Source organism: Streptomyces sp. SID5785 (genome assembly GCF_009870065.1).
Classification (GTDB): Bacteria; Actinomycetota; Actinomycetes; order Streptomycetales; family Streptomycetaceae; genus Streptomyces.
The window spans coordinates 1-11,803 of the sequence record NZ_WWIA01000680.1; the positions used below are offsets into that span (position 1 = coordinate 1).

11 protein-coding genes are annotated in these 11,803 nt (G+C 73.0%); 2 read left to right on the top strand and 9 right to left on the bottom strand.

Going from position 1 to position 11,803, the window contains the following annotated elements:
- The 8 genes from GTW43_RS21910 to GTW43_RS21940 form a co-directional block, all read right to left on the bottom strand.
- Positions 1–767 (bottom strand): ABC transporter ATP-binding protein (locus GTW43_RS21910; RefSeq protein ID WP_161303719.1); only part of this gene is annotated, 767 nt, incomplete at its 3' end.
- Entirely contained in the window at positions 764–1,753 is a 990-nt protein-coding gene (locus GTW43_RS21915) for an ABC transporter permease (protein WP_161303720.1), read from the bottom strand. The genes GTW43_RS21910 and GTW43_RS21915, both read right to left, overlap by 4 nt.
- Positions 1,750–2,760 (bottom strand): ABC transporter permease, encoded by a 1,011-nt coding sequence (locus tag GTW43_RS21920; RefSeq protein WP_161303721.1) that lies wholly within the window; start codon positions 2,758–2,760, stop codon positions 1,750–1,752. Before GTW43_RS21920 ends, GTW43_RS21915 begins: the two co-directional genes overlap by 4 nt.
- Before the next feature lie 2 nt (positions 2,761–2,762).
- Positions 2,763–4,481: an ABC transporter substrate-binding protein gene (locus tag GTW43_RS21925; RefSeq protein WP_161303722.1), complete on the bottom strand. Its 1,719-nt coding sequence runs from the start codon at positions 4,479–4,481 to the stop codon at positions 2,763–2,765.
- 248 nt (positions 4,482–4,729) lie between these two features.
- Entirely contained in the window at positions 4,730–4,825 is a 96-nt protein-coding gene (locus GTW43_RS38700; RefSeq protein WP_343246086.1) for an Ms4533A family Cys-rich leader peptide, read from the bottom strand.
- 371 nt (positions 4,826–5,196) lie between these two features.
- On the bottom strand, positions 5,197–6,102 hold the full coding sequence (locus GTW43_RS21930) for an MBL fold metallo-hydrolase (RefSeq protein WP_343246087.1): 906 nt from the start codon (positions 6,100–6,102) through the stop codon (positions 5,197–5,199).
- A gap of 86 nt (positions 6,103–6,188) precedes the next feature.
- The gene (locus tag GTW43_RS21935; RefSeq protein ID WP_161303728.1) at positions 6,189–6,935 is read right to left on the bottom strand and encodes an MBL fold metallo-hydrolase; all 747 of its coding nucleotides are present in this window, start codon (positions 6,933–6,935) and stop codon (positions 6,189–6,191) included.
- 23 nt (positions 6,936–6,958) lie between these two features.
- Complete coding sequence (locus GTW43_RS21940; RefSeq protein WP_161303723.1) at positions 6,959–7,804, bottom strand: prephenate dehydratase; 846 nt, start codon at positions 7,802–7,804, stop codon at positions 6,959–6,961.
- 367 nt (positions 7,805–8,171) lie between these two features.
- Between GTW43_RS21940 and abc-f the strand changes: the two genes are divergently transcribed.
- Together abc-f and GTW43_RS21950 are read left to right on the top strand one after the other, a co-directional pair.
- Positions 8,172–9,806 (top strand): ribosomal protection-like ABC-F family protein, encoded by a 1,635-nt coding sequence (abc-f, locus tag GTW43_RS21945; RefSeq protein WP_161303724.1) that lies wholly within the window; start codon positions 8,172–8,174, stop codon positions 9,804–9,806.
- 146 nt (positions 9,807–9,952) lie between these two features.
- Positions 9,953–10,159: a hypothetical protein gene (locus GTW43_RS21950; RefSeq protein ID WP_161303725.1), complete on the top strand. Its 207-nt coding sequence runs from the start codon at positions 9,953–9,955 to the stop codon at positions 10,157–10,159.
- A gap of 45 nt (positions 10,160–10,204) precedes the next feature.
- On the opposite strand, the gene GTW43_RS21955 is transcribed toward GTW43_RS21950, so the two are convergent.
- The gene (locus GTW43_RS21955; RefSeq protein WP_343246088.1) at positions 10,205–11,593 is read right to left on the bottom strand and encodes a GH1 family beta-glucosidase; all 1,389 of its coding nucleotides are present in this window, start codon (positions 11,591–11,593) and stop codon (positions 10,205–10,207) included.
- Between the last annotated feature and the right edge of the window lie 210 nt (positions 11,594–11,803).

The following is an 11,803-nucleotide window of genomic DNA, read 5'->3' on the forward strand; positions in this document are numbered from 1 at the left end:
ATCCGCGGGACCGCGGCGAGCAGCGCCCGGGTGTACGGCTCGCGCGGCGCGGACAGGACCGCGCCGACGTCGCCCCGCTCCACCGCGCGCCCGTCCCGCATGACGAGGACCTCGTCGACGGACTCGGCGGCCACGCCCACGTCGTGGGTGACGAGGATCAGCCCCGTCCCGGTCTCCTGGCGCAACTGGTGCAGCAGGTCCAGGATCTGGGCCTGCACCGTCACGTCCAGCGCGGTCGTCGGCTCGTCCGCGATCAGGAGCTGCGGCTCGCACGCGAGCGCCATCGCGATCAGCGCCCGCTGCCGCATGCCGCCCGAGAACTCGTGCGGCCGGGACCGGGCCCGTCGCGCCGCGTCCGGGATCCGCACCCGGTCGAGCACCTCGACCGCGCGGGCCCGCGCGGCGCGCCGCGACACCCGGTGATGGACGCGGTAGACCTGCGCTATCTGGTCGCCCACGGCGTAGTACGGGTCGAGCGAGGACAGCGGGTCCTGGAACACCATCGCGGCCTTCGCCCCGCGCAGCGCCCGCAGTTCCGCGTCGCCGGCGTGGTGCACGTCCACCCCGGCGACCCGGACCGAGCCACCGACCTCGGCGCCCGTGCCGCGGTGCAGCCCGAGCAGCGCGTACGCCGTGGCGCTCTTCCCGGAGCCGGACTCGCCGACGATGCCCAGCGCGCCACCTGGCTCGAGCGAGAACGACAGGCCGCGCACGGCGTCCACGGCACCGAACGAGACGGACAGATCGCGGACGTCGACCAGGCTCATGCGAGCACCACCCGTCGGTCGGCCATCGCGTGGAGCACGTCCGCGACGGCGTTGGCGAGGACGACGAAGAACCCGGTGACGAGCACCAGCCCCACGACGACCGGAAGGTCCACGGTCCGCACGGCGTCGACGAGTTCGCGCCCCACACCGGGGATGCCGAACAGCGACTCGGTGAGGACCGCGCCACCGAACATCGACCCGATGTCCAGCGCGCCGAGCGCGATCACCGGGGCCAGAGCGCCGCGCAGCGCGTGCCGCCCCACCAGCGTCCGCTCGGACACCCCGTACGCACGGAAGGTGCGCACGTGGTCCTCCGCGAGCGTCTCCAGCATCGACGCCCGGGTCATCCGGGCGTACGGCGCCGCCGAGATCAGCGCGAGCGACACCCAGGGCAGCAGCAGGTTCCAGGCCCACTGCTCGGGGTCGTCGGTGAACGGCACGTAGTCCGGGAACGGCAGCACCTGAAGCACCGTCACCAGCAGGATGATCAGGAGCAGTCCGATGACGAACACCGGGGTCGCCATGCCCGCGAGCGTCACCCACGTGAGGATCCGCTCGGTCAGCCGGCCGCGCCGCCACACCGAGAGCAGCCCCGTGCCCACGCCGAGCACGACCCACAGCGCGGCCGCGCCGACGACGAGCGAGGCGGTCGCCGGGAGCTTGGCGAGGATCAGCCCGGTCACCTGCTGGTCGCTCTGGTACGAGAGACCGAGGCAGGGCGCCGGGCAGTGCAGCACGCCGGTGCCGGTCGAGTAGTCGTGCCCGGCGAACAGGCCCTGCACGAAGTGCGCGTAGCGGACGTACAGCGGGTCGCTCAGCCGCAACTGGTCGCTGACCTGCGCGACCTGCGCGGGCGAGCAGCGCGGGCCGCACGCGATCTGGGCGACGTCGCCCGGCGCGAGGTAGAACGCGGCGTACACGACGACACTCAGGGCGAACAGCACGAAGACGGCGCCGCCGAGCCGCCGTACCAGGAAGCCGGTCATGCGCGCGCCTCCTTCCTGCGGCCGGTGCCCACCCGCAGCCGGGACGCGGCCCGCGGGTCGAGCGCGGTGCGCACGCCCTCGCCGAGCACGGTCAGCGCGAGCACGGTCACGAACAGCAGCAGCGCCGGGACCAGCAGATAGGTGGGCGCCGCCTGGTACCAGGTGTCGGCGTCGCTGAGCATCTGCCCCCAGGACGGGGTCGGCGGCTTGATGCCGACCCCGAGGAAGGACAGCGCGGCCTCCACGACGATGTTCGAGGGGAAGAGCAGCACGGCGTACGTGATGACGGGCGCGGCCAGTGCGGGCAGCAGCTCGCGCCGGGCGACCTGGGCCGCGCTCCAGCCGCTGAGCCGGGCCGCCGCGACGTGGTCGAGGGACTTGAGGGCCAGCGTCCGGGCCCGCACGATCTTGGAGGTGCCGGCCCAGCCGACCAGGCCGATGATGACCGCGATCAGCACGGGGCGCGGGAAGCCGGCCGGTGCGACGGCGAGCGCGCCGAGCGCGACCACCATCAGGGGCAGGGCGACGAACACGTCGGTGATCCGGCTGAGCGCCTGGTCGACGAGGCGGTTGCCGAGCCCGGCGGCCAGCCCTGCCGCGACCCCGATGAGGACCTGGAGGACGGTCGCCGCGAGCGCGACGCCGAGCGAGACCCGGGCGCCGTACACGACCCGCGCGAACAGGTCGCGGCCGGTCAGCGGTTCGACCCCGAGCCAGTGGTCGGCGCTGATCCCGCCGAGGGCGCCGAGCGGCACCCCGCCGGTCGCCGAGTCGACGAGGTCCGGGTGGTACGCGGTGGCGTTCTGCCCCTCGATCGCGGTGAGCAGCGGCGCCGCCAGGGCGACGAGGACGAGGAAGGCGACGACGCCGCCGGCGACGAGCGCGGAGCGCCGGGCCCGCAGCCGGCGCCAGAAGGGGCGGCCGCCGGAGGCGGGGGCCGCGGCCCCCGCCTCCGGCGAGTCGTCCGGCCGGTCGCCCGGCGTGTCGACGAAGAGAGCTTCCGACATGACTACTTGACCGCCGCCTGCGAGATGTCGAGGACGCCGGTCCAGTCGCTGATCACGACGTTCCTGACGGACTTGCCGTACAGCCGCTTGTAGACCGGGTGGAACAGCGGCACGGTCAGCGCCTGCGCGCCGACCTTCTTGTCGAGCGCGCCCCAGCGCCGGGCGGCGGCGTCCAGGTCGGTCAGCTTGTTGATCGCGTCGATCTCCCGGTTGACCGAGGCGTCGTCGAGCCGGCCGGAGTTGAAGTTGGCGCCGTTCTTCACGATCTGCCGCCCGTCGAAGACGGGAGCGAAGAACGGTCCGCCGGACGGCCAGTCGGCGCCCCAGCCGCTCAGGAACAGCCCGGGCTCCGTCCTGAGGTCGTGGACCGTGGCGGAGTAGTCGTTCTCCTCGAGCCCCTTGAGCTCGACCGTGATGCCGGCCTTCTTCAGGGCCTCCTGGACCGCGGTGGCGATCTCCGGGCTGGTCTCGAAGTTCTTGGCGTTGGAGTGCGTGAGGGTGACGGTCAGGCCCTTCGCGTACCCCGCCTCCTTGAGCAGCTGCTTCGCCTTCGCCGCGTTGCCGTGCTTCCCGGCGGGGAAGTGGTCGTAGGGCGTGTAGCCGAACGACTTCTGGTCGGGCAGGAACGTCGTGGCGGGCTCGGCGAGCGAGGAGCCGCCCGCGGCGTTGACCACGGAGGAGCGGTCGACGGCGTAGGAGATCGCCTGCCGCACCTTCGGGTTGTCGAACGGCTTCACCTTCGGATTGAACGCGAGGTAGTTCGTGAAGCCGAAGTGGCCGGTGCCGACGCGCGCGGCGAGTTCCTTGTCGCCGCTGACCTTGGCGAGCTCGGCCGGACCGAGGTTGGTGTCCGTGGTGACGGCAGCCGCGTCGCCGCCGCGCGAGGCGGACAGCCGCTGGTTGATGACGGCGGAGTCGAGCCCCGAACGGACGTCGATCCGGTCCGGGTACGCCTTGCGCTCCTTGTCGGTGGCGGCGGACCAGTGCGGGTTGCGCTCCAGGACGAGCCGCTCGCCGTCGCCCTCGTTCCTGACGACCTTGTACGGGCCGGACGAGACGGGGTGCAGCTCGTACTTGGTGCCCGTGTCCTTGGCCTTCGGGACCGGGGTCGTCTGGGTCTGCGTCGCGAGGAAGGGGAACTCGCCCTCGGGCTTGTTCAGATGGAAGACGATGGTGCGCTCGTCGGGCGTCGCGATCGAGTCGAGGCCCTTCTTGTCCTTGTACGGACCCTGGTAGTCGGCCCCGCCGATCAGCCAGTCCCGCAGGTAGGGCGCGCCGCCGGACAGCTCGGCGGCGAAGGAGCGCTCGATGCCGTACTTGATGTCGGCGCTGGTGATCGGGGTGCCGTCCTCGTACGTGAGGCCCTTCTTGAGCGTGTAGGTCCACACGGTGGCGTTCTTGCTGGGCGTGCCGAGGTCGGTCGCCAGGTCGGGGACGACCTCGGCGCCGGCCGCGCCGTTCTCCCGGTTGCGGGTGGTGAGGGTGCGGAAGACGAGCGAGGGGACGTTGCCGCCGCCCGACGTGTAGAGCCGCGCGGGGTCGAAGTCGTCCTGCGGGCTGCTGTTCAGGACCGTGAGCGTGCCGCCCTTGTGCGGCGCCTTCGAGGCGCCGGCGGAACCGCCCTCGTTCTTCTGGGGACCGCAGGCGGCGGCTCCCGCACCCACGGCGAGCACGGTGACGGCCGCGGCCAGGCGGCGGGCGGTGACGGGCGGTTGACGCATCGGAAGACGACCTCTCGGGGACTGCGGGAACGGCGGAACGGAACGGGGAACCGCGCAGGCGTCGAGGAGCGGCCGATGTGTCCCGGCAGGCCGGGACACCGACGCCGGACCATCGGTCCGTATGTCGAGACATCGACATGACGAGATACGGAGAAACCGACACGAGGGATCAGGGGGCCGGAGGGACACCGGCCGGAGTGTCGGGAACGCTCACGCCTGCGGGCGGAAGGCGCGCGGATGCGCAGGCGTCAGCAACAGTGCACGTCGGAGACGCAGTGCCGGGTCACGCCGATGAGCGCCAGCTCGATGGCTGCGCTCTTCAGGGTGACGTGGCTGCGTGACATGGACAGGAATATGAAGCAGAAGATCAGGTGATGTCAACGCGAGATGAGACGGTCGTCTCGTATTACGAGACAGGGGCCAGGTCTGCCGCTTCCGGATGTCGTGAACGTCCGTGTATGGCACGGCAGTTCACCTCCCCGAACGGGGCGAACCGGAGGTGCTCCCCCCCGGAGCGGGTGGTGGACACGAAGGCGAGGGGAGTCCCGGCACACGAACGCCGGCAGGCCGTACGGGGAACGGCCTGCCGACGGGGCGCGGTCCCGGCGCCTGACACGAGGGGGGAGGACAAGGGGCCCGGACCGCTGCCCCCAGCATTCACGGCGCCTCGCCGGGCCGCACCCGGGGCGGCGCGAACGTGTGACGGGCCCGTCGCTCAGGCCACCACCGCACGGAACCGGCCCGGTGCGACCTCCTCGATCCGCCCGCGCGCGGACAGCCGGGCCAGGTGCTGCACCAGGGTGCGGCGCTCCACGGGCTGCACGTGCGCCCCCTCGACGTGCGGCCGGTACACGAGGCGGTGGCCGAGGAGTTCGGCGACGGTGCGCGGCTCGGCCAGCAGCGACAGGAGTGTCGCGTCCCGCCGCTCGACGACCCCGGCGTACGCGTCGAGCCGGCCCCGGAACTCCTCCGCCCCCTCGATCACACCCTTCTGGTGCGCGGTGCCGTACCAGCGCGCCTCGATGCCCCGGCACCGGCGCAGGGAGGCCTCGAACTGCGCGAGGTCGCTGCCCGTGTCGCCGTAGAACGGGCCGAAGGACGTCAGGTCGATGTCGGCGACGTACAGGAAGCCGTCCGGCTCGACCAGGAACCCGCAGTGGCCCGCCGTGTGGCCGGGCAGGTGCACGACCGTCACGGTCCGGCCCCCGAGGTCGAAGACCGTGCCCTCGGCGAACCCCTGCGCGTCCGGCCGGTCCACGATCCGGAACGTGTCCCGCAGCCGCCGGTCCAGGTCCGCCGCGTCCGGCGCCGCGAGGCCGAACCCCGCGACCATCGCCGCCCGCGACCGGACCGCCGCGAGGTCCTCCTCGTGCACGTGGACCGGCATGTCGTACCCGCCGAGCCCCGCCGCGTGGTCCTCGTGCCCGTGACTCACCAGCACCAGGTCCGCCGCCGGTACGTGGTCGAGCAGCGACAGCGACGGGTCGACCACCAAGGTCGCGTCCGCGCCGCGCACCAGCAGCGAGTGCGCGTACGGGTAGGCGCCCCGCCCGGCGCCCTCGAGCACCGAGACCGCCCCGTACGCCACCTCGACCGGAGGGGGAGAGGTCGTGCCGGTCACCTGAACACCTCGTCCGTCGGGGCCGTGTGGGTACCGGGGACTGTAACGCGGCGGCCCGCATCCGGCCGGTGAGCCGGGGGAGTTGCTCAGGCGCGCTCGCGGGCCCGATCCGCCGCAGCCCCGACCGGGCCCCGGTGCACGGGACCGTGACCGGGCAGCACCACGTCCGCGTCCAGGGCGCCGAGCACGTCGAGGGAGCCGAGCGCCCGGGCCCGGTCCGCGTGGAACATGCCGGGGAGCAGCTGCGGCCCCGCCGCCCGGGACGTGGGGTGCCCGGTCACCAGCGCGTCGCCGGTGATGACGATGCCGAGCGCCGGCAGGTGATAGGCGGCGTGCCCCTTCGTGTGACCCGGCGTGTGCAGCGGGACGGGCCGGCCGGGCAGGTCGAGAGCGCCCTCCACGGGGAAGGGCCGGGGCTCGTCGACGCGGAGCGGCGCCGTGCCGCCCGAGCGGATCGCGTGCAGCGCCCAGGGCAGCACCCCCGGACGCCAGGCCCGCGCCAGCACCTGGCCGACCGACACCTGGTCGAGGAACTCCCGCCGGGCGTGCGGCACTTCGGCCTCGTGCATGAGCACCGGCGTCCCGTACGTGACGCGCAGGTGCTCGGCGGCGCCGATGTGGTCGTTGTGCGCGTGCGTGACCAGCACCGCCGCCACCGACTCGGGAGCCAGGCCCAGGCGGGCGAGCGAGGCAAGGACGGCCTCGCGGTCCCCCGGGTACCCGGTGTCGATCAGCGTGCACGTGTCGCCGTCCCGCACGATCACCCAGTTCGTGTGGGAGCCCGACACCAGGTGGACGGTGTCGTCGACGCGGACGACGGCGTCGTCGCGCAGGGGGCGGGGCCCCGCCGGGGCGCTCACGCGGACCGCTCGCGCAGCCGGTGCGGGTGGGCCGGGTAGACACCGAGCACCCGGACCTCGGACGAGAAGAAGCGCAGCTCGTTCAGGGCGAGGGCGACCCGCGGCTCGTCGACGTGGCCCTCGACCTCGACGTAGAAACAGCTGGGGCTCAGGCCCGCGCCCATCTGGTAGCTCTCGATCTTGGTGAGGTTGACCGCGTTGGTGGCGAAGCCGCCGAGCGCCTTGAACAGGGCGCTCGGAATGTTCCGCACGGCGAAGAAGAGGCTCGTCATCACGGGGGCGTCCGAGAGCGGCGCGAAGTCGGCGTCGCGCGAGAGCACCACGAACCGGGTCGTGTTGTCCGGGTCGTCCTCGACGCCGGAGCGCAGCACCTCGAGGCCGTGGTGCCGGGCGGCCGCGGGCGGGGCGAGGGCCGCGTGCCGCACGTCGCCGAGCTCGGCCACCTCGCGGGCCGCGCCCGCGGTGTCGTCGCTGACCAGCGTGCGCCAGCCGCCCTCCCGCAGCACCTTGCGGCACTGGCCGAGCGCGTGCACGTGACTGCGCACCTGCTCCACCTGGTCGAGCGTCGCCCCGGGCACGCCCACGAGGTCGAAGTGGATCGCGAGGAAGAACTCCCCGGTCACGAAGAGCCCGGACCCGGGGAGCAGGTGGTGGACGTCGGCGACGCGCCCCGCCGCGGAGTTGTCGACGGGGATCACCGCCAGGTCGGCGGCGCCCAGCGTGACCGCGTCGAGGGCCTGCTCGAAGCCCGTGCAGGGCAGCTCGGTGCACCCGGGGAAGAGTTTCTGGGCGGCGGCCGCGGAGTTGGAGCCGTATTCACCCTGGTATGCGACGCTCGTCACGGTTTGTCACTTTCGATGAGAGCCGGCGCCGGTCGGTCGGCAGGCGATCACCGTAGACCCGACGGCCCGGCCGCCGCGGGAGCGTCCACGAGGAGAGACCGCACCGTGCGGCCCCGACGGCACCCGCGAAAAGGAGTCGGTGTGCGGGAGGCGCTCTGTTACCGTGGATCTTCCGTTCATCGTGTACGAGGAGAGCAGCCATGGCGGGTGACGACGACATCTCCGGGTGAGACCCGGACCTGACAGCCACCGGTGACGCCCGAGAAGCGTCCGCCGATGTGGCTGGCGAGTCGTCCCCTTCTGCCCTGACTCCGTCTCGCGGTGGAGTGCTTCGCGCATTCCCGCGTCACCCCCAGAGGTCCTCACGATGTCCGACATCTCCGTCGTCTGCTCGAACCTGTCCTTCGCCTGGCCCGACGACACCCCCGTCTTCACCGGCCTGTCCTGCACGGTCGGCCCCGGCCGCACCGGTCTCGTCGCCCCCAACGGCGCCGGCAAGAGCACCCTCCTCAAACTGATCGCGGGGGAGCTGAAGCCCACCGCCGGATCGGTCACCGTCACCGGCACCCTCGGATACCTGCCGCAGAGCCTCCCGCTGACCACCGGCCTGAGCGTCGCCGAGGTCCTCGGCGTGGCCCGCGTGATCGCCGCCATCGACGCCGTCGAGTCCGGCGACGTCGACGAGAGGCACTTCACCACGATCGGCGACGACTGGGACATCGAGGAGCGCACCCGCGTCCAACTCGACCGCCTGGGCCTCGACGACGTGTCCCTCGACCGGACCCTCGGCACCCTCAGCGGCGGCCAGGCCGTCTCGCTCGGCCTCGCCGCGCAACTGCTCCGGCGCCCCGACGTCCTGCTGCTCGACGAGCCGACGAACAACCTCGACCTCGAGGCGCGCGAGCGGCTCCACGACGTCCTGGCGGACTGGAACGGCTGTCTCGTCGTCGTCAGCCACGACCGCACCCTGCTCGACCGGATGGACCGCATCCTCGAGCTGGAGCGCGGCGAACTGCGCCTGTTCGGCGGCAACTTCACGGCGTACGAGGAGGCCGTCCGGGCCGAGCAGGAGGTCGCCGAGAAGAACGTCCGCAACGCCGAGCAGGCCCTGAAACGCGAGAAGCGCGAGGCGCAGCAGGCCAGGGAGCGCGCCGAACGGCGCATGAGCAACGCCGCCAAGGGGCTCAAGGACGCCGGCCTGCCCAGGATCTTCGCCGGGAACATGAAGCGCGGCGCCCAGGAGGCCGCCGGCCGCTCCGGACAGGTGCACGCCGGACGGGTCGGCGACGCGCAGTCACGGCTCGACGAGGCCGGACGCGCCCTGCGGGACGAGCAGCGCCTCACCCTCGACCTGCCCGACACCCGCGTCCCCGCCGGGCGCACCGTCTTCCACGGCGAACACCTGCGGGTCCGGCTCGGCGACCGGCCGCTGTTCGCCGCGGACGGCGTCGACCTGTCGATCCGCGGCCCCGAACGCATCGCGCTGACCGGGCCCAACGGCAGCGGAAAGTCCACCCTGCTGCGCCTCGTCCTCGGTGAACTCCTGCCGGAGAGCGGTGAGATCCGGCGCGCCGACGGCCGGATCGCCTACCTGTCCCAGCGGCTCGACCTGCTGGACCTCGACCGCACCGTCGCCGAGAACTTCGCCGCGTACGCACCGCACCGCACCGACGCCGAGCGGATGAACCTGCTGGCCCGTTTCCTGTTCCGCGGCGCCGGCGCCCATCTGCCCGCCCGCGTCCTGTCCGGCGGCGAACGGCTGCGCGCCACCCTCGCCTGCGTCCTGTGCGCCGAACCGGCCCCGCAGCTCCTGCTGCTCGACGAGCCGACCAACAACCTCGACCTGGTCAGCGCCGGGCAGCTGGAGAGCGCCCTCGCCTCCTACCAGGGGGCGTTCGTGGTCGTCAGCCACGACGAGCGTTTCCTCGCCGAGATCGGTGTCGGGCGCCGGCTGCGGCTGTCCGGCGGCGTCCTCGCCGAGGCCTCCGCACCGGGGGAGTGAGCAGGGCGGACCGACGCCCAGGAGACGTAGCGCCGACCCCCGCCAGGGTGATTCGTGTTCGGGGACCGGCCGGACCGGTCACACATGGAGCGTCATGACGGCGGCCCGGTCCGCGGCCGCCACGGGGTCGAGTGCGAGAAGGTCCTATGCGTGAATCTCAGGTGCGTCGGCGTGCGGAGACGGCCGGGCGGCGGATGCCCTCCCCGCGGCCGCAGTGGCAGAACCTCTTCGTCGCGCCGGTGTACGGCCCGGACGTGACGCAGCCGTGGTGCGAGGACGCCTTGCACGACGAGCCGGTGACCACGGTCCCGGCCCGGCGCCGCGCCGCCGGGCCGGCCGGACAGCCGCGCTGACCGCACGACGGGGCGGCCGCCGGGACCACCCGGCGGCCGCCCCGGTCAGGCGTCCACCTCCCCGGTGCGCGCCACCTGCGCGTACCAGCGCGCACTGGCCTTCGGGATGCGGGTGCCGGTCGGGTAGTCGACGTAGACCGCACCGAACCGGCGGCTGTATCCGTATCCCCACTCGAAGTTGTCCAGGAGCGACCACAGGAAGTACCCCCGCACGTCGGCGCCCGCCTGCATCGCGCTGTGCACCGCCGCGAGATGACCGCGCAGATAGGCGATCCGGTCCGGGTCGTTCACCTCGCCCGAGGGGTCGACGTAGTCGTCGAACGCCGCGCCGTTCTCTGTGATCACGAGCGGCAGTCGCGGGAAGTCCCCGCTGAGCCGCACCAGCAGCTCGTGCAGCCCCGACGGGTCCACCGCCCAGTCCATCGCGGTACGGGCACCGGGGGACCGGTGGAAGGAGACGTCGTCGGCGCCCGGCCACGGACTGTGCGCACTGGCGCCGTGCCCGTCGGAACCGTGGTCGCTCGACGGCGCACCGCCGGACACCAGCGTCGGCGTGTAGTAGTTGACCCCGAGGAAGTCCAGACGTTGGTGGCTCTCGCGGACGTCCCCGTCACGCACGAACGACCAGTCCGTCAGCGCGGCCGTGTCCCGCAGCAGGTCCTCCGGGTACGCCCCCTCCAGCATCGGGCCCGTGAAGACCCGGTTGGCCAGCGCGTCGATCCGGCGCGCCGCGTCCACATCGGCGGCGGCCTGTGAACGCGGGCGCACATGATGCACGTTGAGGGTCACCGAGACCTGCGCGGCCGGCGGCAGCGCCGCACGCAGGGCCTGGACGGCGCGGCCGTGCGCGAGGTTCAGGTGGTGTGCGGCCCGCAGCGCGGCCACCGGATCGGTGCGGCCGGGCGCGTGCACCCCCGAGGCGTAGCCCAGGAACGCGCTGCACCACGGTTCGTTGAGCGTGGTCCAGGTCGACACCCGGTCGCCCAGCGCCTCCGCGGCCATCCCCGCGTACTCGGCGAAGCGCTCCGCGGTGACCCGCTCGGGCCAGCCGCCCGCGTCCTCCAGCTCCTGCGGCAGATCCCAGTGGTAGAGCGTCGCGACCGGTTCGATGCCGTGCTCCAGGAGGGCGTCGGTCAGCCGCCGGTAGAAGTCGAGCCCCTTCTGCACGGCCGGGCCCCGCCCGGTCGGCTGGATGCGCGGCCAGGCCAGCGAGAAGCGGTAGGCGCCGACCCCGAGGTCGGCCAGGAGCGCGATGTCCTCACGCCACCGGTGGTAGTGGTCGGTGGCCACGTCGCCGGTGTCACCGTTGCGCACCTTGCCCGGTGTGCGCGCGTACGTGTCCCAGATCGACGGCGTCCGGCCGTCCTCGGCGGCGGCGCCCTCGATCTGGTAGGCGGCGGTGGCCGTGCCCCACAGGAACGAGGGCGGGAACACCAGGGAGGCCTCGGTGCGGGCCCCGGCCCGGGGCGCGACGTGTCCGACAGCGGTTGCCACGTGTTTCCTTCCGGAGAAGAGACAGGAGAGACAGGAGAAGGGCAGACAGGAAAGGGGGAGTCAGGAGAGAGAGGAGGAGAGCGAAGGCGGAGGGGCGCGGTGGCGTCAGCCCTTGACCGCGCCCTGCATGATGCCGCCGACGATCTGCCG

Excerpts from the sequence above, each read along its gene's own strand:
- abc-f (WP_161303724.1), top strand. The coding sequence starts at position 8,172 with ATGTCCGACATCTCCGTCGTCTGCTCGAACCTGTCCTTCGCCTGGCCC.
- GTW43_RS38700 (WP_343246086.1), bottom strand. The coding sequence starts at position 4,825 with ATGTCACGCAGCCACGTCACCCTGAAGAGCGCAGCCATCGAGCTGGCG.
- GTW43_RS21915 (WP_161303720.1), bottom strand. The coding sequence starts at position 1,753 with ATGACCGGCTTCCTGGTACGGCGGCTCGGCGGCGCCGTCTTCGTGCTG.
- GTW43_RS21925 (WP_161303722.1), bottom strand. The coding sequence starts at position 4,481 with ATGCGTCAACCGCCCGTCACCGCCCGCCGCCTGGCCGCGGCCGTCACC.
- GTW43_RS21950 (WP_161303725.1), top strand. The coding sequence starts at position 9,953 with ATGCGTGAATCTCAGGTGCGTCGGCGTGCGGAGACGGCCGGGCGGCGG.
- GTW43_RS21920 (WP_161303721.1), bottom strand. The coding sequence starts at position 2,760 with ATGTCGGAAGCTCTCTTCGTCGACACGCCGGGCGACCGGCCGGACGAC.